We start from the raw sequence: 19684 nt of genomic DNA, 5'->3' as shown, positions 1-19684 counted from the left end.
CTGTCAGAAACAGGCCATCTTGAAGAAGGGGGCGATGGCGACCCGGTTGTGGGTCAGCCATCGCCAGACAGGCTGGCGGTTAAAAGCCCAGGCTATCCAACAGGTCATCAACCTGGTCCTGGTTAGCCACAACGCCTGGCGCAGCAGAGTTTACCTGCGGGCCATTGAGCAGCGTGGTGCCAACCTGACGTTTCTCGGCGCTGACTTCTGGCATGTTTTCCAGCAGCACCATTAACAACTGGCGCTCGATTTCCTGGATCACATCCATCATGCGCTTGATAACCTGACCGGTAAGGTCCTGGAAATCCTGCGCCATCATGATGTCGAGCAACTGCTTGTTAGTAAAAGAGGTGTGCTCAGGCACTTCCCCTAAATACTCACGCGTATCCGTCACCAGTTCGCGCGCGTCGGCAAGTTCAATTGGATTTTCAAACCACGCATCCCAGCGTCCTTTCAGCGCTACCGCTCCCGCTTCCATTTTATCCTGGTGCGGTTGCGCAGCTTCGACGCTGTTCAGCGCCCGGTCGGCCGCCTGGGCGGTCTTTTGCACTACATAGTCCAGACGGTCGCGGGCGTCAGGAATGGCTTCAGCAGCTTCTGCAATGGCCTGATCCAGCCCCAGCTCACGCAGGCTGTCACGCAGCATGCGGGTCAGTGAACCGATGCGGGAAATAATATCATGTGCCGCGGCTTGCTCAGCTGATTTCGGAAGGTCGCTCATCACATCTCCTTACATACCCAGTTTTTCAAAAATTTTGCCCAGCTTTTCTTCAAGCGTGGCGGCCGTAAACGGCTTAACTACGTAGCCGCTTGCACCCGCCTGAGCGGCAGCAATAATGTTTTCTTTCTTCGCTTCCGCCGTCACCATAAGTACCGGCAGACTCGCCATGGCAGCATCGGCACGAATGGTCTGCAGCAGTTGCAGGCCATCCATATTCGGCATGTTCCAGTCAGAGATCACGAAATCGAAACCACCTGCCTTGAGTTTGCCTAACGCATCAACGCCGTCTTCTGCTTCTTCTACGTTATTGAAGCCCAGCTCTTTCAGCAGGTTACGCACAATACGACGCATCGTATTGAAGTCGTCCACTACCAAAAAGCGCATGTTTTTATCAGCCATATCTACTCCTGTGTTATCTCGCCCGGCAGGACGGGCCTGTTATATACGCAATGCCTGTCCGGCGCTAATTTTCGCCAGCATATGCTGGCTGATGTTGCTTAAATCCACTACTTCGCTCACGCCACCGCTGGCTATCGCCTCGCGTGGCATGCCAAAAACGACACAACTTGCTTCATTTTGTGCGATGGTCCAGGCGCCGGCGCGATGCATTTCCAGCATGCCTGCAGCCCCATCGTTACCCATACCGGTCAGGATGACGCCGACGGCATTACGCCCTGCGTTGATCGCAACCGATTTAAATAAGACATCGACGGAAGGTTTATGCCGGTTGACCGGCGGACCTTCATTCAGTTTCACCACGTAGTTGGCACCGCTACGGCCCAGTTCCATATGCATCGCGCCGGGCGCAATGTAGGCATGGCCTGGCAGAATACGCTCGCCGTCTTCCGCTTCCTTCACCGTGATCTGGCACAGCTTATTCAGCCGTTCAGCAAAGGAACGGGTAAAACCTGGCGGCATATGTTGTGTAATCAGCAGCGCCGGGCTGGTCGCGGGTAACGGTTGCAAAACGTGACGAATCGCTTCTGTGCCCCCCGTTGATGAACCAATGGCAATCAACTTTTCACTACTCAGCAACGGGCCGGCTTTCAACGTGAGCGGTGCTGGCATCACGTTACGCACATGCAGACGTGCCCGGGCAGCGGCGCGAATTTTGTCACCAATCATCTGGCTGTAGGCCAGCATGCCTTCACGAATACCCAACTGCGGCTTGGTGACGAAATCAATGGCGCCTAACTCCAGCGCGCGCAACGTGATTTCTGAGCCCTGTCCGGTCAGTGATGACACCATAACGACGGGCATCGGCCGTAAACGCATCAGTTTTTCAAGAAAATCCAGGCCATCCATGCGCGGCATTTCCACATCCAGCGTTAACACCTGCGGATTAAACTGTTTAATTAAATCGCGTGCCACTAATGGATCGGGGGCAGTCGCCACCATTTCCATATCAGGATGACTGTTGATGATTTCGGTCATCAGTTGCCGCATCAGCGCAGAGTCATCTACGCACATCACGGTAATTTTGCTCATCATCTTTCCTTCGTCAGTCCATACACGGTTTGCCCACGCAGCCAAAACTCTTTACTAATCTGGCTGAAGTTCTCTGAGTGTCCGGCGAACAGGATGCCGCCAGGCTTAAGCAGTGGAACAAAACGGCGTAGAATTTTTTCTTGTGTTTCTTTATCGAAATAGATCATTACGTTGCGGCAAAAAATCGCATCGAAAGGTCCGGGTAAGGCCCAGTCGTTTGCCAGCAAATTAAGTTGGCTGTAGTTCACCATGTTCGCCAGTTCGGAACGTACACGAACCATGCCAGCATGCGGACCCGTGCCACGTAAAAAGAAACGCTGTAACTGTGCAGGCGACAGCGTGCGCAGCTCTTCCTGGCGGTAAACGCCCGCCACGGCTTTTTCCAACACCTGGGTATCGATATCACTGGCGTGAACCTGGAATTTACCCGGTCCCGCGCCCAATGTTTCTGCCAGCGTAATCGCGATAGAGTAAGGTTCTTCGCCGGTTGAGGCAGCCGTACTCCAGACGCTAAAATTACCCTGACGTTTACGTGCATGTTCCGCCAGGATTGGAAAATGATGCGCCTCACGGAAAAAAGCCGTCAGGTTGGTGGTTAACGCATTAATAAACGCCTGCCACTCTGCACTGTTCTGATCATTCTCTAGCAGCGCCAGGTAGCGACCAAAGTCATCAATATTCAGCGTGCGCAGACGACGAACCAGACGGTTGTAAACCATCTCGCGCTTATGATCGGCCAGCACAATACCCGCACGCTGATAAATGAGCTGGCTGATACGGCGAAAATGGGTATCGGAGAGGGGCAGGCGCTGTACCATTTGTGACAGCAGCGTGGTCGCCTCCGGTTGATCTAATAACGTCGATTTCTTCATCTTTGCACCTGGCCTGAACTAAACCTGTTGAACATCTGCTGCTACGCCCAACCGCACATCAGCGGTTGGGCCATCCAGGCAATTAGAAGGTTTCCCAGTTCTCATCACCGCGTGGTGATGGCTGGCGAATACCTTCTGACGGACTTTCTAAACGTAAATTTTTTACCGCCGTAGTCTTGTTAACGGCCTGCGTGACAATTTCTTTACCAATATTGAAGACAGAAACTGCTTGTTTTAAGTTACTGGCCTGATCTTCCAGTGCAGCCGCGGCTGCAGCAGACTCTTCAACCAGTGAAGCATTCTGTTGTGTCACGCGATCCATCTCCGTCACCGCCTGGCCCACCTGGTCAATGCCACGGCTTTGCTCGTCGGATGCAGAGGCAATTTCACCCATGATGTCGGTAACGCGCGTCACCGCGCTGACGATTTCACTCATGGTGTCGCCCGCGCTTTCGACCAGGACTGAGCCGGTGTTAACCCGACCAACAGAATCTTCAATCAGCCCTTTAATCTCTTTGGCCGCCTGCGCACTACGCTGGGCCAGGTTACGCACTTCACCCGCGACGACAGCAAAGCCACGGCCCTGTTCGCCTGCGCGCGCGGCTTCAACGGCGGCGTTAAGCGCCAGAATATTGGTCTGGAAAGCGATACCATCGATCACGCTGATAATGTCGGCAATTTTGCGCGAACTGCCGGCAATCTCTTTCATGGTTGTCACCACGCCATCCACGACTTTGCCGCCCTGCTGCGCGGTTTCAGAGGCGTTAAGCGCCAGCTTCGAAGCCTGACGGGCGTTTTCCGCATTTTGCTTCACGGTGGCGGTAAGCTGCTCCATGCTGGCCGCCGTTTGCTCCAGCGACGCCGCCTGCTGTTCCGTTCGGGACGAGAGATCGTTATTGCCAACAGCAATTTCGCTGGCACCGGTATAAATCGCATCAGCACCGTCACGTACGGTGCTGACAGTACGTACCAGCGCCTGTTGCATGTCTTGCAGGGAGGTCAGCAAATCGCCAATTTCGTTACGCACCGAGATATGAATCGGCTGCGTCAGATCGCCATTCGCGATATGTTGAATGTGTTCGATGCTTTGTTTAAGCGGGCGAATAAGCAGGCTTCGCATCAGGTTCCATACCAGCACGATCACTAACAGCGTGACCGCCAGCGTACCGATCACCAGCATAATCATGCTCTTATAGGCGGCATCATTGGCATCCACACCCTGCTGGCTCAGCTTAAGGTTATAATTGAGCCAGTCATCGTAGTCTTTCTGGAATTTGTCCTGATAGCTCTGCGTCGGCTGATCAACAAATCCCTTAAAGTTACCGTTACCCAGAAACACAATCAGTTCAGCGAGCCCGTCATGGAACTGCTTATAGTTCGCCTGCAGCGTCAGCACGTTAGCTGCGCTTTTGCCTTTCTCAGAAAGATTCGCGTTGAACAAGGCATAGCCTTCCTCGGCGCGCTTTAATTCGCTATCTGCCAGCGCCACTAATTCTTTTACCGTGGCACCTGAACCCGCCATTTGTCCGTCCTGTAAATAACGAATTCCGGCGCGGTTTAAGGTATTTCGCGCCTGAACCAGTGCCACCCAGGAGGTGCCCATGGCGCGTTGAAGAGTACTCAGACGTTGGTTATAGGCAAAGTTTTCTTTATCTTCCGTCACCGTCTTGTAAAACACACCACCTGAAAAAATTTGCAGTAATGCGAACAGTGCCAATACACATAGAAGACCGGAGACAACACGTACTCGACTAAACATAGAAACCTCATTCATTAGCAATTCGATTCTGTTTATCGGCCCGGACGTGCGGAACTTTACGGCCAGCGTGAAGAGAGGTTCACGCCGGCCGTAAAAAGTGTTGGAAAACTTATAAGCGGGAAATTTTAAATACGGCCACGGCCTGTGACAGTGAGCTGGCCTGTTGCTCCAGCGCAGCGGCGGCGGCGGCGGACTCTTCAACCAGTGAGGCGTTCTGTTGCGTCACGCGATCCATTTCCGTTACGGCCTGACCTACCTGGTCGATGCCGCGACTTTGTTCGTCAGAGGCAGACGCAATCTCGCCCATGATGTCGGTGACGCGCGTTACAGCGCCAACGATGTTATTCATGGTGCTGCCTGCGCTTTCAACCTGGAGCGAACCGCTGTCAACGCGCGCGACGGAGTCTTCGATCAAGCCTTTAATTTCTTTAGCGGCCTGGGCACTGCGCTGCGCCAGATTGCGCACTTCACCCGCCACGACGGCAAAGCCACGGCCCTGCTCACCTGCACGTGCCGCTTCGACGGCGGCGTTAAGCGCCAGAATGTTGGTCTGGAAAGCAATGCCATCGATCACGCTAATGATGTCAGCAATTTTCTTCGAACTACCGGCAATCTCTTTCATGGTGGTTACAACACCGTCCACTACCTTGCCGCCCTGAAGCGCAGTTTCCGATGCCGTTTGCGCCAGCTGAGAAGCCTGGCGGGCATTATCCGCATTCTGTTTCACCGTCGCGGTTAACTGCTCCATGCTGGCAGCGGTTTGTTCAAGCGATGCTGCCTGCTCTTCCGTACGGGCAGAAAGATCGTTGTTTCCAGCGGCGATTTCGCTGGCACCGGTGAAAATGGCATCACATCCACTGCGCACCTCACCCACCGTGGAAACCAGAGAGCGTTGCATCTCATGAATGCCCTCTGCCAGCTGACTCATCTCATTGCGGCCTTCCACCAGAATGGGTTGCGTCAGGTCGCCAGAGGCGATGGTCCGAATATCCACCAGCAGACGTTGCAGAGGATGGATAAGAAGCTGGCGCAGTCCAAACCAACAGCCCATGATGACAACAATAACCAGTACGCCAACCATGCCAAGCAGCCACATCATCTGGGTAAAGGCCTGCTGGTTCTGCTCTGCCCCGTGCGCAGACAGTTCACTCTGCTTCATGCGCCATGTTGAATAGGTGGCCTGCATCGCCTGCTGCTTCTGCTCAATGTTTTGTTTAAACATGCCTTCCAGGTCTTTCGCTTTCAGGCTGGCGATCATGCCGCGCAGTCCGGTCAGGTAGGCGGCAAAATTGTGTTGCAGCTGATCGCGCAATTCGGTATCGGCCCCTGGCGTTTCAGGAATGGCGTTAAACTCCGTCAGGAACTGTTCACCTTTGTTAGCCTCGCTGATGGCTTTATCTGTCAGGCTCTCCAGCTGACCGCCATTCATCTGTGTCGCCAGGCTGGTTTGTAAGCGCAGCATGGCGCGGTTGAGCGTGGTACGTGACTGATTCAGCGCCATATAAGCATCGGTCATCGCCGCAACATTTCGGGTGGAAATTTGCGACAGGGCAAAAGCCTCTTTATCTTTGTGCAGCGCTGACCAGAACAGACTGCCCGATAGCAGCTGCATGGCACCGAAAAGCATCAGTACCGTAATAAGACTGGTCACCACTTTTATTCGTTTTAACATCGTTTTCCCCGAGCGTAATAAGTAAAGTGCAGGGGCTGTATCGGCGGGAAGATGAGATGTTTTAGTGAAGTTCGAGGAAAAAGCAGCGTTTAAGGCTTTTGTAATTATTGATATCAGTTAATTGTGTTATTTAGCGGGAACGATCACAGACAACGCGAGAAGAATTAACATATTGCGAACGCTGTTAACGCGTTTGAAGCAGGCGAGAATGCAGAAAGCTATGGAGATCAACACGGGCCAGCCTTCACTGACCCGTGAAGGAAGATTAGGCAGTACGCAGGTTGTCTACCAGCGCCATCTCTTCGCTGCTCAGCAGCTTCTCGATGTCAACCAGAATCAACATGCGGTCGCCCAGTGCACCCAGACCGGTCAGGTACTCGGTGGACATTGTCACCGCAAACTCTGGTGAAGGACGGATCTGTTCCTGCGTCAACGACAGGACATCAGAAACGCCATCAACCACGATACCGACTACGCGGTTTTCCAGATTAAGGACGATTACGACCGTATTCTCATTGTACTCAACATCGGCCTGTGCAAACTTCACACGCAAATCGATGATGGGCACGATAACGCCACGCAGGTTGGTCACGCCGCGAATAAAGTCAGGCGTGTTAGCAATGCGCGTTACCTGATCGTAACCGCGAATTTCCTGAACCTTAAGAATATCGATGCCGTACTCTTCATCGCCCAGCGTGAACACCAGGAATTCCTGACCAACGGTTTCGCCAGCAATTTTTGTCACGGTTGCCATTCCACTCATGTTATTTACCTTTTCGTTATCAATCAGGCGGCAGCGCCGGCCACACGTTTTTCACGGTTAAGTGATTGCAACGCCGAAACGTCAACAATCAACGCCACGCTGCCATCGCCGAGGATGGTGGCGGCTGAAATACCTGGTACTTTGCGATAGTTGCTTTCCAGGTTTTTAACGACAACCTGATGCTGACCGATTAACTGGTCTACCAGCAGCGCGTAACGCTTGCCCGCGCTTTGCAAAATCACCACGATGCCTTGCGTCGCTTCTGTTTTGGCTTCTTTCACATCAAAGACGTTCCACAGCTCAACCAGCGGCAGATATTCACCACGGACTTCCAGAACACACTCGCCACCCGCCAGCGGTTTTAACTCTTCTGCGCGAGGCTGTAATGATTCCATCACCGCGTTCAGCGGCAGAATGAAGACCTCATCGGCTACGCGCACTGACATACCGTCCAGAATGGCCAGCGTCAGCGGCAGCAGGATACGGATCGTGGTGCCTTTACCTTGTTTAGAGGCAATTTCAACGTGACCACCCATTTCCTGGATGTTCCGTTTCACCACATCCATGCCCACACCACGACCAGACACATCGGTTACCTGTTCTGCGGTGGAGAAGCCTGGGGCGAAAATCAACATGCCAACTTCTTCGTCGCTCATGTTTTCGTGAACCGGCAAGCCGGATGTGAGTGCTTTAGCAAGAATACGTTCACGGTTAAGGCCCGCACCATCATCTGACACTTCAATACAGATGTTGCCGCCCTGATGTTCTGCCGACAGCGTCAGGTTGCCCGTTGCCACTTTTCCTGCGGCAATACGCTTGTCCGGCGACTCAATACCGTGGTCAAGACTGTTACGCACCAGATGCGTTAACGGATCGATGATACGTTCGATCAGGCTCTTATCCAGTTCGGTAGAACTGCCGAGTAAGGTCAGCTCGACTTCTTTGCCCAGTTTGCTGGCCAAATCGCGAACCAGACGCGGGAAGCGGCTGAACACATATTCCATCGGCATCATACGAATCGACATCACCGACTCTTGCAGGTCGCGTGCATTACGCTCCAACTGCCCCATGCTGTTCAGCAGTTCGCCATGGGCAACCGGGTCCAGCTCACCTGAACGCTGCGCCAGCATAGACTGGGTAATCACCAGTTCGCCCACCAGGTTAATCAACTGATCGACTTTTTCTACGGCTACGCGGATGCTGCTTGATTCGCTGGTCTTGGCCGGTGCGGCAACACGTTTGCTTTCGCGCTTGACGGCAGCAACCGGCAATTCGGTGACGGTGGCGGTCTGCACTTCTGCAACCTCAGGCTCAGCATCGCTTTCCGCCGCTGCAGCAGCGTCGGCGTCTGCGCTCGGGAAGCGAATCTGTGCTTCATCAATCACAAAGCAGAGTACGGCAACAATATCGTCTTTACCGACGCCAGTGATGTGGCACTCAAGAGACGTCGAGCCTTTCTTGACGTCGCTGAGCGTGCCGAGGTTACCCAGCTCTTCCAGCATCAGGTCGATGTCTTTTTCTTTCAGATCGACCAGCTGCAGGTGGACGCTGTCTGCGCCCGCTTTCGCTGATTCTGCCTGACTTACTGGCACATCAAGTGAAACCACAACCGGTGCTGCAACCGGAAGACCTTTAGCCTCTAACGCCAGTTGGCGTAATGCTTCACAGATATACTTGAAGCTTTCCGCGTTAGGCTCTTGCGCGGTTTTATAAGCATCTAGCTGTTCCTGCATAATGTCTTTAGTTTCCAAAAACAGATTGATGATGTCGGTGCTGAGCTGCATCTCGCCGCGACGAGCACCATCCAGAATGTTTTCCAGGATATGGGTTGTTTCCTGTAAAACCGTAAAACCAAAGGTTCCGGCTCCGCCTTTAATAGAATGGGCGGCGCGGAAGATGGCGTTAAGCTGTTCAGAGTCTGGCTCCTGGGGATCGAGTCCCAACAGGTGTTGCTCCATATCCGCTAACAGCTCATCGGCTTCATCAAAAAACGTCTGGTAAAAATCGCTGATGTCCATGCTCACGGGAATCACCTCTGCTGTGAGGGGGCTGCTGTAGTCACCGCACCCGCCGATGACGCTGGCGGCGCGGAGGTTATTTTACCCGCACCAGCCGATGACGCTGGCGGTGCAGAGGTTACTGTTATCACCGCACTCGTCGACGAAGCTGACGGTGCAGGAGATACTGTGGTTACCGCACCAGTCGAAGACGCTGGTTGTGCGGATGTTGCTGTTTTCACCGCACCCGTCGAAGACGCTGGCTGCGTGGAAGTTCCTGTTTTTACCGCACCGCTCGATGATGATGGCGGCGTGGATGTGGCTGATTTAGCCGCACCCGCGGATGTGGCAGCGGATGAAGGCGCAGACGTCACGTTGTCTATCGCATTCCCTATTGAAGCTGAGGGTGCTGTCACCTTTTCAATGGCTGCCGGATCGCTGACCTGAACGGCGTCACTTTCAGCGTTCTCTTTTTCAATCGCGGCTTCGGTATCATGGTTCAAGACCAGCAGGCTAATACGGCGGTTTACTGCATCATCACCACCGCGGTTTTTCAGTTTCATCGTGTCAGCCATGCCGACGATACGAAGAATTTTCCCACCATCCAGGCCACCAATCACCAGCTCACGACGTGAAGCATTGGCACGGTCAGCCGACAGCTCCCAGTTACTGTAGCCTTTATCGCCCCTGGCATACTGAATGTCATCCGTGTGCCCCGCGATACTGATTCGGTTGGGGATATCATTCAAAACCGGTGCAATCGCACGCAAAATATCGCGCATATAAGGTTCAACTTCAGCACTGCCGGTTTTGAACATTGGGCGATTCTGACTATCGATAATCTGAATACGCAGCCCTTCTTCCACCATATTGATGATCAAATGCGGACGCAGTGCTTTCAGGCGTGGGTCGGCTTCAATCAGCTGGTCGAGCTTTTCACGCAACCGGTTGAGGCGAATCTCATCCAGCTTGCGTTTCTGCGCATCCATATCCACAACCTTTTTAACTTCGCCATCCTTCTTGGTCGCATCGTCACCGCCGCCGGGGATAGGACTGCTGCTATCGCTGCTTCGCTGTCCACCCGTCAGCGCCACTTTTAATGGCGTCTGAAAATATTCCGCTATCTGGATCAACTGCTGTGGACTGGCGATCGACAGCAGCCACATCACCATAAAAAATGCCATCATCGCCGTCATAAAGTCGGCATAGGCAATTTTCCATGAGCCATGTCCTCCTTCATGTTTTTTATGTTTGCGCTTTCTAATCAGCACAATTGGGCGATTGCCATGTTTCATGAGGTCTGATCCGAAGTCTGTTTAGCCGGGTTCTTCGCGTTGCGAACGTGTTCTTCCAGTTCGCTGAACGAAGGACGTTCGGCTGAGTAAAGCGTTTTACGACCAAACTCGACGGCGATTTGCGGTGCGTAGCCATTCAGGCTGGACAGCAATGTCACTTTGACGCACTGCATCATTTTGGTCGTTTCAGCACATTTCTGACGTAATACTGACGCCAGAGGCGAAACAAAACCGTATGCCAGCAAAATCCCGAGGAAGGTTCCCACCATCGCATGTGCAACCAGCGCGCCTAACTCTGCAGCTGGGCGGTCGGCGGATGCAAGGGCATGTACCACACCCATTACCGCTGCCACGATACCGAAGGCTGGCAGGCCATCGCCTACTGCTGAGATACTTTGCGCAGGCACTTCACACTCGTGTTCGTAGGTTTCAATCTCTTCATCCATCAATGCTTCAATCTCAAACGCATTCATGTTGCCGCTGACCATCAGGCGTAAATAATCAGTGATGAAATCTACTAACTGTTTATCGGCTAAGATGCGGGGATAATTAGCAAAAATTTCGCTCTGCGCAGGATCTTCAATATCGCGCTCCAGCGATAACATGCCTTGCTGGCGAGATTTCGCCATTAGCCTGTAAAGCAGGGCCATTAAATCCATGTACACCGCTTTGTTGTATTTGGACCCGCGAAACAGCATCGGCAGGGCTTTCAGCGTTTTTTTAATCGCCTTACCGTTGTTCCCCACCAGAAAAGCACCCAGACCTGCACCGGCGATCATCAACAGTTCAGCAGGCTGGTACAGCGCGCCAAGATGGCCGCCTACTAAAGCGTATCCGCCCAACACGGAACCTAATACAACGATGTAACCTATAATTATCAGCACAAAAAATCCTTACGTCCGTAACGTGTTGGTCGACGTTAAGCCAGAGACCCAGGTGATATTCACCACATGGAGGCAAAAAAAAAGCAGCGGGATTAACCGCTGCTGGATGACTTCCACATTGCGAACAAATTTAAACGGCTTGTTTAACCTGTTCATCCAGCAGTTGTGGAAAGATATCGGCAGTATCTGCAGAAAGTTTACGTCTTTTTACGGCACGTGATGGCGGCTGGCACAGGCTGCAAACAAAACTGCCAATGGGCTGATGTGCATGATTAATAAAGCTACCATTGCAGCTTTTGCAGTCAGATAATTCCAGCATACCGCTTTCAACGAATCGCACCAGGGTCCAGGCGCGTGTCAGCGCCAACAGCGGGCCCTCGTCCGATTGCGGGCACTGCTCAAGATAGAGACGATAGGCTTTAATTACCGCATCAATACCTTTGCTCAAACCGGTTTTCAGTAAGAAAGTCCAGGCGTTACAGAACATGGAAGAGTGAATATTCTGTTCCCACGTCATGAACCAGTCAGTAGAGAAAGGCAACATGCCTTTTGGTGGCGGACTACCACGCAACTCTTTATACAGTTTAATCAGGCGACCGCGGCTAAGCTGGGTTTCACTTTCCAGCATTTGTAAGCGCGCACCCAGTGTGATCAACTCCATCGCGAGCTGAATATCACGTGCTTCCTGAACAATACTTTTTTCACCCATTATACCGCCCTCTTTTTAGTAGGCGCGGCGTCTTTAGACGCGCTGCGTAGTAAACGGCTGGATAACAGAATCCCGGTGTGGATTTGTTGTAAATCATCCACGCGTGATTCCTGCGTCAGGCGATTAATAACGGTGCTATCGGTAAAACGAAACTGACACACAAGTTGATTGGTCTCAGCTAATTTTACCATTTCAGGTAAGGTTAATTCAGACAATGCGTCTGCCATCTTTTCATCAATCCCGAGGCGAAACATTGCCGAAGCTTTTTCCTGGTTAATTAATCGCTGCGCGAGCAGTAAATATGACAAGTTGATATCGTAAATATGTTTTAGTAATTCAGATGTACCCATTTTTCCATCCTGAGAGACGCGACGTAACTTACCGCAGATAACTTCTCTGCGTATCGAGCTGCTGGTTGGTAAATCTAAAGATGGCAAAATAATTAATCATAAACAGCCAATGGTTCTGAGCACTGCTTCTTTTTGTGACCCTTTTACGTCCGGGTCAGAAGTCATTTTTCAGTCCACTTTATTCTTAAGTCGTTAACCTTCTTCCGTGAGGTCTTTTCACATTTTTTAAGACTAATCCGAAAACAAGGCAAATCTATATCGTCTGATCCTCACATACAACGACAGTTAGGTTAAATTTTAGATAAAGTGTGACGCAGGTCACACTTTTGCCCCTATTTTCTTCAGAAATACTTTATGATCACACTTTGCATGGCTAATTTTTGAACAAATCCGTGTTTTTTTTGTAGGGATTTGTCCTGACAAGGACTTAATTGGCAACAAAACCAAGACGGAATTGAAACAGGGTGGTTGAGCTCACGTTTATGTTCGCGAATGCAATTTGCGCCCTATTTAGAACCAGCCAAAACCATAAAACCAGTGGAATACTCTGTCACCAGAAACAATTATTCGTATTCAAATTAGACAGTTAGACGTTTACTGGCCCCTGAAGACAACCAGTAATGAAAGGCAGCTCAGAAGGATTAGGCGCTTTCTGACAATCCGGTATAAAGGCCGACAGCAAGGTGTTTAGGAGGCGATCGTCGATGTAACAAGGAGTTACATTAAGAACGTGAATGAATTGCAGGCAGGATACTTTTGTGCACTTAGACTATCGGCAGAATTGAAGAGAACTTTAGCTTAACCAGGTAAAAATAGTGTTTTGCCATTTTTGTTACTCATCCTGAGGTCAGGATGGCGTCATACCGTACAGCCGCAGGTCAGGTGAGGCTTTGCGTTAAGGATAACCTATTAGAAACCTGAGTCATGGGACTGGCGAGGCCAGACGCGTTTTGTGGGGGTGAGAAAGGGTTTTGCGAGGTAAGGGATAAGTACGGCAAACAGCAAGCCATCCGTGGCTTGCTGAGGCATCAGGCGAGTTTAGGAAAGGTTGCCACTTTATTCGCTATTCCATGATCTGCGCTACGTGGCGCAATCTTTTCCAGATCGCGTAAGAAGCTTTCACGCCAGGCGGTGATATCGTTTTTGCGTAATACCGCCATCATGTCGTTATAGCGTGAAATCCTTTCTGTACGGGGCATGGTAATGGCCTTATCCAGCGCTGCGGCCACTTCATCCCGGTCATAAGGATTCACTATCAATGCCGAGGTCAGCTCATTAGCTGCACCGGCAAAACGGGACAGCACCAGTACGCCTGGGTCATCCGGGTCCTGCGCCGCAACATACTCTTTCGCCACCAGGTTCATACCATCACGCAGCGGTGTGACCAAACCGACGTCGGTTAGGCGGAAGATTTTCATCAGCAAGCGACGATCAAAGTGCTGGTTGAGGTAATAGAGTGGTGTCCAGCCCAGCGTACCGTATTTACCATTGATGCGCCCTGCTTCGGTTTCAAGCTGATGGCGGATGTCCTGGTAAGCCTGCACATCACCACGTGACGTTGGCGCGATCTGCGAGTAGCGGATTTTACCCCGATGTTGAGGATAGTTTTCCAGCAGCGCTTCATAAGCCAGGAAGCGCTCGGGAAGCCCTTTGGAGTAATCCAGCCGTTCACAGGCAATGATATTACGCGCATCGCCGAGCTCTTTTTTCATCGCGGCCATCTTCGGTGGCAATGGCCCTTCTGCCATCTCTTTAATGCTGTCTGGTTCAATCCCGATAGGGTAAACCTCCGTCATAAAGGTGTTGCCGTAGGCGCGATGTTTCTTATCACCCTTGTTCTGCAACTGGGTCAGTTGGCTGACGCTGTCGAGAAAGGCGACGCGATCTGATTCTGTCTGGAAACCCAGTAAATCGTATTCGCACAGCATCTCCAGCAGTTCCTGATGCGGAGGCAGCGCATTGAAAATTTCCGGCGTAGGGAACGGAATATGCAGGAAGAAACCGATGCGGTTGTTGATGCCTGCCCGACGCAGCGCGGCGGCGAACGGCAAAAAGTGGTAATCATGAATCCACAAGATGTCATCCGGCTGGATCAATGGCTTCAGGCGCTGTGCCACCGCATCATTTACCTCGCAGTAGCCTTCCCAGGCTTCACGCTGGAACTGCACTAAATCCAGGCGGTAATGGAAGGCAGGCCAGATAACGGTGTTGGAGAACTGGCAGTAGTAGAGATCGTACTCGTTCTGGCTCAAAGGGAAAGAAGCGTACTCAATACCGTCGTGCTCCATGACCGATACCGGGTTTTCTTCCTCGCCTGAAAACTCACTAATCTCACCGTTCCAGCCAAACCAGAGTCCGCCAGTGCTCTTAAGCGCATCCAGAATACCGACTGCAAGGCCGCCTGCACTGGTTTTGTTACCATTTGGCATGGCGATACGGTTAGATACAACCACTAAACGACTCATAACCTAAACTCCTTACCAACGTTGTCTTTCTCTAATTGTAATCGTGTTCTTTCAAGCCAGGCATGGACATCCGTAACGTCATGTAAACGATAACGTGCCTCGCTTGGGCCTTCTCCGACTTTTATCGAGATCCCCTGCATCGCATTCACTGCAGCGAATCCTTTTTCATCTGTGAGGTCGTCGCCGATAAATACGGGGATACGGCCTGAGAATGGCGCTTCCTGCATAAATTTATGGACGGCTGCGCCTTTATCAATACCGGTAGGTTTGATTTCAACGACGCATTTGCCTGGCTGCAGCGCAAGGCCATCAAAACGGCTGACTGCCGCCTCTGCCAGCTGCATGACATCCTGCTCGTACTGCGGTGCGCGACGAAAATGCAGCGCAAACGCCATGCCTTTGGCTTCAAGTTGCGTGCCGGGCCACTGCGCCATCGCATTCTCAAGCATGATTTTTAGCGGACGTTCAACGTCGTCCGGCAAGGTCACCCGGTGCAGCTCGCCTGTCGCATCGCGCCGTTCTGCGCCATGAACGCCCGCTGCTGGTGCACGCAGAGGAGCCGCCAGTGCGTCAAGTTGTTCAACGGGTCGACCTGAGACCAGCGCCAGTGCGCCGTGGCATAAAAATGAGAGCCGTTGCAGTTGTGCGACGACATTTTCTGGAATGAAAACGGCATCTGGCTGGGACTGAATCGCTGCCAGCGTGCCATCAACATCAAAAAAGAAGGCATACAGACCGCCGCTCAATGACGGGAATGAGGCATCACTATCTGCCGTCTGGGTCACGTGTCTTCTCCTGTAAATAGGTTCATCATCAGGACATTACAGCAGAGGGATTTCAGCAAGAGGTTGGCTCAAGGCCATATGAAGTAAGGAGAGTGCGTGGTAAAACCCTGCAATTCTATAACGTTATCTCCAAAAACAAACGCGTTTCAATGCTGATAAACCCGCTGACTGTCATTGTCGCCACATAAAGTGTAGTCGCTATCTTCTGTTCTGCCAGAAATATGCATTTCCCGTGCCAGCCGTCTCGCTTTAACAGGGTCGTAGAAAATTTCACTTGCATTTCGCGATTACTGGATCGTTTTTGCGCAAATCCAGACGAAACATAAATGTAATAAATGGACCTGTTTAAGGTTTTCCTAATCTTTCACAGGCAGACTCGACAATATTATTGTCGGCAAATATGTCCTGTCTGTTCTGGACATTTTGATCCCGGCTTTTGCTTCTGGGTTAAATGAATATTCCTCAATTGATAATAAGGGTGATTAATTGTTTTTTCTTATAGCGTATGGCTACCCTCTTTTTCTGATGATTCCTTTTTAAATTGGCGCACTGTCCTTTTTTACTGATTAGATTATTTTTACCAATGCTGAACGCTGTATTTGCCGAAAGGGATGCGTGCTTTACGATAAACGTGCACGTTAACGCGCTTTCTGGTCTTAGCAAATGCGGGCAGGCCGCCGGCGTAAACGCGGTATCATTCAGGCATTGAGTACGGGATGCCTGTAACAGATATTCGTCGTGCGATGTAAAAGTCGCATTTCCCCGGATTCGATAGGCGGCCTTCTGGTTTTCGGTCAAAATGCTCAACATGCATGTCCTGAGAAATCCGAGTCTGTTGAGGCGGAGGCGCTGCAACCTCTCTTCCAATAACCTGCGCTGGTTGGTAAAGGTCCCCAAAAAACGATTATGAAGATATTGATTGTTGAAGACGATACCCTGCTCTTACAGGGACTGGTACTGGCGCTGGAAGGTGCAGGCTACGTTTGTGATGGTGTTTCGACGGCGCGTTCCGCAGAAGCGCATCTGGCTAATGGGCTCTATAGCCTGCTGGTTCTGGATATCGGCCTACCAGATGAAGACGGGCTGCATTTGTTGCAACGTTTGCGTCGGCAAAAGCAGATGCAGCCGGTGTTGATCCTGACCGCTCGCGATACCATAGAGGAGCGCATTGCGGGACTGGACGCCGGGGCTGATGACTATTTGATAAAGCCTTTTGCACTGGATGAGTTGCTGGCCCGGATTCGTGCGCTGATCAGGCGTCACGTTAATCAGGGTGACTCCCGCGTCGAGGTGGGTAATCTGTCGCTGGATATGACTCACCGCCAGATTCATCTGGACAATACGCTACTGGACCTCACACCAAAAGAGTTCTCCATCCTGTCCCGCCTGATGCTTAAGGCGGGCCATCCTGTTCATCGCGAGTTGCTGTATCAGGACATCTACAACTTTGATAATGAACCTTCCACCAATACGCTTGAAGTTCATATTCATAACCTGCGTGACAAGATTGGCAAAAGCATGATCCGTACAGTGCGCGGTTTCGGCTATGCCTTATCGCCGTCGCGTACAGAAAAAGAGTCGTGATAACCATGAATCCTTATCGCTCTGGCACCACGATGCGTTTTCGGCTGATGCTCACGATTGGACTGATCATGCTGTTTTTTCAGTTGATCAGCGTTGCGTGGCTCTGGCATGAAAGCAAAGAGCAGGTACAGTTTTTGGTTGAAGCCCATCTGCATAACCGCAATATGGATAAGCACGTTAATAAAGAAGTGCGCGAAGCCATCGTCAGCCTTGCCTTGCCAAGCCTGGTGATGATTACCCTGACGCTGCTGCTGTGCTATCAGGCGGTAAGATGGATTACGCGCCCGCTTTATCAACTGCAGCACGAACTCGAAAGTCGCAGTGAAGTGAATCTGGAACCGATTGTCTTTGAAGGCTCGGTGCAGGAGATTGACGCGGTGACGCAGGCTATTAATCGGCTCGTCGCGCGCTTAACCGCCAGTCTGGAACGTGAACGACTCTTCACTGCCGATGTTGCCCATGAACTGCGGACGCCTTTGGCCGGGCTGCGGTTACATCTTGAGCTGTTACAACGTAATCAGGCGGTCGATACTCAGCCTTTATTACAGCGGCTGGATCAGATGACTGCAAATGTCGCCCAGTTGCTGCAACTCACGCGTGCCGGTCAGCAGTTTACCTCTGGCAGCTACCAGAATGTCGCGATGGTGGATGAGGTGATCCTGCCGATGGAAGCCGAGCTGAGCGCGATGCTTGAGGCGCGTAACCAGACACTCACTCTGGACGTTGAAAACGCTTTCGTGGTTAAAGGCGATGCCATATTGCTCAGGATGCTGCTGCGTAATCTGGTCGAGAACGCCCATCGCTATAGCCCACCCGAAGGCAACATTACGGTTCGGCTTGAAAACGCCACCGGCATGTCGCTGGTTATAGAGGATGAAGGGGCCGGGATTGATGAGAGTATGAGCGGTGAACTGAGCAAAGCGTTTGTGCGCATGGATACGCGCTATGGCGGCATCGGGCTAGGATTGAGTATTGTCAGCCGGATTGTCCAACTGCATAACGGAAAATTTCTGCTGGAAAATCGCCCTGACCGTTCAGGCTGCCGCGCCAGGGTAAACTTCGCTGGCGTGCTTTAGCCGTTGAACCAGCAGGCCAGGAAGGCAATCACTGTGCAGACGGCAATCATGGTAGCAAGATATTCGCTGCTGCTGCGCGACGAAACAGAACTGACGGATACGCTAGTGGTTTTCATTGGTCTCTCCGGTAACGTTTTATGCAGTATCTCTTCCTTATATTAAGGAAACATTAAACCGCACTGCCCTCAGGTTTCCCTTCAGGCACAGGCAAGCAATCCCTGCTACGCTAAGTCATTCGCCTCACGTCATTTCCTGACCCTGCCACAGGCTGACACGGAGTGAATTGCCTTGTGGCGTTGAAAACGATCGATCCCATCCCCACCTCTTTCCTTCAGACCAGACAGGAGTAACTTTATGGCTATCGAATATGCAGTGATCGCAGGCGGCTGTTTCTGGTGTACAGAAGCGGTATTTAAAGATGTGATCGGCGTTGAGTCAGTGGAAAGTGGTTATACCGGCGGCGAGCGCCCTAATCCGACCTATGAGCAGGTATGCAGCGGTGCCACCGGCCATGCCGAAGCCATTCGTATTGGTTTTGATCCTGAGAAGGTGAGCTACGGCGATTTGCTGGACATCAGCTTTGCGACCCACGATCCGACCCAGCTTAATCGTCAGGGCAATGACATCGGTACACAGTACCGTTCCGCTATTTTTGTTGAGACGCCGGATCAGGAAGCAGAAGCCCGGGCGGCCATTGCGCGCGCTCAGCAGGATCACAATGACCCGATCGTGACAACCATTGAGCCGTTAAAAGCATGGTATCCGGCGGAAGGTTATCATCAGGATTATTGGGAAGGTGCCGGTCAGCGCAACGGTTACTGCATGGCGGTGATTCCACCTAAACTGCAAAAGCTGCGTAAGAGTTTTGCTAACCGGGTAAAAAGCGCGCAGTAAGCTTACGCATCCTGGCGAATCTTCCCGACAAATGCGCTGTGCACTGTCGCGTTTTTTGCACTAAAAAACCGACTTTTGCGCAGCCTTAATGCGATTCGTTCAGAGCTTAAGCGAATAGAACAAAAGAGAAAAATAGTGCTTGACCGTTTCAGGCCGACTCCCTATAGTAGCGCCCCGTTGACCCAGCGCGGTCAGCGACAATTTGCGGTGAGGTGTCCGAGTGGCTGAAGGAGCACGCCTGGAAAGTGTGTATACGGCAACGTATCGGGGGTTCGAATCCCCCTCTCACCGCCACATTCAAAGAAGAGTCCAGACTAACCTCTGGACTTTTTTTTTGCATATTCTGCGCTGAGGGGGATGAGAAGCCCCG

The 19684-nt window shown here is 51.8% G+C and carries 18 protein-coding genes and 1 tRNA gene; 4 read left to right on the top strand and 15 right to left on the bottom strand.

The window, feature by feature from the left end; genetic code table 11:
- Positions 1-79 precede the first annotated feature (79 nt).
- The 15 genes from cheZ to CMR03_RS06735 all read right to left on the bottom strand — a co-directional run bounded on the left by cheZ (position 80) and on the right by CMR03_RS06735 (position 16570).
- Entirely contained in the window at positions 80-721 is a 642-nt protein-coding gene (cheZ, locus tag CMR03_RS06805) for a protein phosphatase CheZ (protein ID WP_063879918.1), read from the bottom strand.
- 9 nt (positions 722-730) lie between these two features.
- Positions 731-1120, bottom strand: coding sequence for a chemotaxis response regulator CheY (gene cheY, locus CMR03_RS06800; protein WP_013026101.1), 390 nt, complete (start codon positions 1118-1120; stop codon positions 731-733).
- Between the two features lie 39 nt (positions 1121-1159).
- Positions 1160-2209 carry a protein-glutamate methylesterase/protein-glutamine glutaminase gene (locus CMR03_RS06795; RefSeq protein WP_063879919.1) on the bottom strand — a complete coding sequence of 350 codons (1050 nt, stop codon included), beginning with the start codon at positions 2207-2209 and terminating at the stop codon, positions 1160-1162.
- Positions 2209-3081, bottom strand: a complete 873-nt coding sequence (gene cheR / locus CMR03_RS06790; protein WP_096011142.1) for a protein-glutamate O-methyltransferase CheR — start codon at positions 3079-3081, stop codon at positions 2209-2211. The genes CMR03_RS06795 and cheR overlap by 1 nt, the downstream gene beginning before the upstream one ends.
- An 82-nt stretch (positions 3082-3163) precedes the next feature.
- Positions 3164-4840, bottom strand: a complete 1677-nt coding sequence (locus tag CMR03_RS06785) for a methyl-accepting chemotaxis protein (RefSeq protein ID WP_063881193.1) — start codon at positions 4838-4840, stop codon at positions 3164-3166.
- Positions 4841-4949: 109 nt separating this feature from the next.
- Entirely contained in the window at positions 4950-6512 is a 1563-nt protein-coding gene (locus tag CMR03_RS06780; protein ID WP_096011141.1) for a methyl-accepting chemotaxis protein, read from the bottom strand.
- 265 nt (positions 6513-6777) lie between these two features.
- Complete coding sequence (gene cheW, locus CMR03_RS06775; protein WP_013026106.1) at positions 6778-7275, bottom strand: chemotaxis protein CheW; 498 nt, start codon at positions 7273-7275, stop codon at positions 6778-6780.
- A 23-nt stretch (positions 7276-7298) separates the two neighbouring features.
- Positions 7299-9293, bottom strand: coding sequence for a chemotaxis protein CheA (gene cheA, locus CMR03_RS06770; RefSeq protein ID WP_172823927.1), 1995 nt, complete (start codon positions 9291-9293; stop codon positions 7299-7301).
- Positions 9294-9304: 11 nt separating this feature from the next.
- The gene (gene motB / locus CMR03_RS06765; RefSeq protein ID WP_063879923.1) at positions 9305-10567 is read right to left on the bottom strand and encodes a flagellar motor protein MotB; all 1263 of its coding nucleotides are present in this window, start codon (positions 10565-10567) and stop codon (positions 9305-9307) included.
- Positions 10564-11451 (bottom strand): flagellar motor stator protein MotA, encoded by an 888-nt coding sequence (motA, locus tag CMR03_RS06760; RefSeq protein ID WP_063879924.1) that lies wholly within the window; start codon positions 11449-11451, stop codon positions 10564-10566. Before motA ends, motB begins: the two co-directional genes overlap by 4 nt.
- A 130-nt stretch (positions 11452-11581) precedes the next feature.
- The gene (gene flhC / locus CMR03_RS06755; protein WP_063879925.1) at positions 11582-12160 is read right to left on the bottom strand and encodes a flagellar transcriptional regulator FlhC; all 579 of its coding nucleotides are present in this window, start codon (positions 12158-12160) and stop codon (positions 11582-11584) included.
- Positions 12160-12510 carry a flagellar transcriptional regulator FlhD gene (flhD, locus tag CMR03_RS06750; protein ID WP_006120236.1) on the bottom strand — a complete coding sequence of 117 codons (351 nt, stop codon included), beginning with the start codon at positions 12508-12510 and terminating at the stop codon, positions 12160-12162. The genes flhC and flhD overlap by 1 nt, the downstream gene beginning before the upstream one ends.
- Before the next feature lie 1028 nt (positions 12511-13538).
- Positions 13539-14975 (bottom strand): alpha,alpha-trehalose-phosphate synthase, encoded by a 1437-nt coding sequence (gene otsA, locus CMR03_RS06745; protein WP_063879926.1) that lies wholly within the window; start codon positions 14973-14975, stop codon positions 13539-13541.
- A complete protein-coding gene (gene otsB, locus CMR03_RS06740) occupies positions 14972-15760 on the bottom strand; it encodes a trehalose-phosphatase (RefSeq protein ID WP_096011140.1) in 789 nt (262 codons plus the stop codon). The genes otsA and otsB overlap by 4 nt, the downstream gene beginning before the upstream one ends.
- 462 nt (positions 15761-16222) lie before the next feature.
- Positions 16223-16570, bottom strand: a complete 348-nt coding sequence (locus CMR03_RS06735) for a hypothetical protein (RefSeq protein WP_063879928.1) — start codon at positions 16568-16570, stop codon at positions 16223-16225.
- Positions 16571-16666: 96 nt separating this feature from the next.
- Here CMR03_RS06735 and pmrA point away from each other — a divergent pair, with 96 nt between their 5' ends.
- The 4 genes from pmrA to CMR03_RS06715 all read left to right on the top strand — a co-directional run bounded on the left by pmrA (position 16667) and on the right by CMR03_RS06715 (position 19608).
- Positions 16667-17344, top strand: a complete 678-nt coding sequence (pmrA, locus tag CMR03_RS06730) for a two-component system response regulator PmrA (RefSeq protein ID WP_063879929.1) — start codon at positions 16667-16669, stop codon at positions 17342-17344.
- A gap of 5 nt (positions 17345-17349) precedes the next feature.
- The gene (gene pmrB, locus CMR03_RS06725) at positions 17350-18420 is read left to right on the top strand and encodes a two-component system sensor histidine kinase PmrB (protein WP_063881194.1); all 1071 of its coding nucleotides are present in this window, start codon (positions 17350-17352) and stop codon (positions 18418-18420) included.
- Between the two features lie 354 nt (positions 18421-18774).
- The gene (gene msrA / locus CMR03_RS06720; RefSeq protein WP_096011139.1) at positions 18775-19314 is read left to right on the top strand and encodes a peptide-methionine (S)-S-oxide reductase MsrA; all 540 of its coding nucleotides are present in this window, start codon (positions 18775-18777) and stop codon (positions 19312-19314) included.
- 206 nt (positions 19315-19520) lie between these two features.
- Positions 19521-19608: transfer RNA gene (locus CMR03_RS06715), tRNA-Ser, on the top strand.
- Positions 19609-19684 lie beyond the last annotated feature (76 nt).

The sequence above is a fragment of the Pantoea allii genome (assembly GCF_002307475.1).
Lineage (GTDB): Bacteria > Pseudomonadota > Gammaproteobacteria > Enterobacterales > Enterobacteriaceae > Pantoea > Pantoea allii.
This window is presented reverse-complemented; position numbering and strand designations above follow the sequence as displayed.

Excerpts from the sequence above, each read along its gene's own strand:
- cheZ (WP_063879918.1), bottom strand. The coding sequence starts at position 721 with ATGAGCGACCTTCCGAAATCAGCTGAGCAAGCCGCGGCACATGATATT.
- cheY (WP_013026101.1), bottom strand. The coding sequence starts at position 1,120 with ATGGCTGATAAAAACATGCGCTTTTTGGTAGTGGACGACTTCAATACG.
- CMR03_RS06795 (WP_063879919.1), bottom strand. The coding sequence starts at position 2,209 with ATGAGCAAAATTACCGTGATGTGCGTAGATGACTCTGCGCTGATGCGG.
- cheR (WP_096011142.1), bottom strand. The coding sequence starts at position 3,081 with ATGAAGAAATCGACGTTATTAGATCAACCGGAGGCGACCACGCTGCTG.
- CMR03_RS06785 (WP_063881193.1), bottom strand. The coding sequence starts at position 4,840 with ATGTTTAGTCGAGTACGTGTTGTCTCCGGTCTTCTATGTGTATTGGCA.
- CMR03_RS06780 (WP_096011141.1), bottom strand. The coding sequence starts at position 6,512 with ATGTTAAAACGAATAAAAGTGGTGACCAGTCTTATTACGGTACTGATG.
- cheW (WP_013026106.1), bottom strand. The coding sequence starts at position 7,275 with ATGAGTGGAATGGCAACCGTGACAAAAATTGCTGGCGAAACCGTTGGT.
- cheA (WP_172823927.1), bottom strand. The coding sequence starts at position 9,293 with ATGGACATCAGCGATTTTTACCAGACGTTTTTTGATGAAGCCGATGAG.
- motB (WP_063879923.1), bottom strand. The coding sequence starts at position 10,567 with ATGAAACATGGCAATCGCCCAATTGTGCTGATTAGAAAGCGCAAACAT.
- flhC (WP_063879925.1), bottom strand. The coding sequence starts at position 12,160 with ATGGGTGAAAAAAGTATTGTTCAGGAAGCACGTGATATTCAGCTCGCG.
- flhD (WP_006120236.1), bottom strand. The coding sequence starts at position 12,510 with ATGGGTACATCTGAATTACTAAAACATATTTACGATATCAACTTGTCA.
- otsA (WP_063879926.1), bottom strand. The coding sequence starts at position 14,975 with ATGAGTCGTTTAGTGGTTGTATCTAACCGTATCGCCATGCCAAATGGT.
- CMR03_RS06735 (WP_063879928.1), bottom strand. The coding sequence starts at position 16,570 with ATGTTGAGCATTTTGACCGAAAACCAGAAGGCCGCCTATCGAATCCGG.
- pmrA (WP_063879929.1), top strand. The coding sequence starts at position 16,667 with ATGAAGATATTGATTGTTGAAGACGATACCCTGCTCTTACAGGGACTG.
- pmrB (WP_063881194.1), top strand. The coding sequence starts at position 17,350 with ATGAATCCTTATCGCTCTGGCACCACGATGCGTTTTCGGCTGATGCTC.
- msrA (WP_096011139.1), top strand. The coding sequence starts at position 18,775 with ATGGCTATCGAATATGCAGTGATCGCAGGCGGCTGTTTCTGGTGTACA.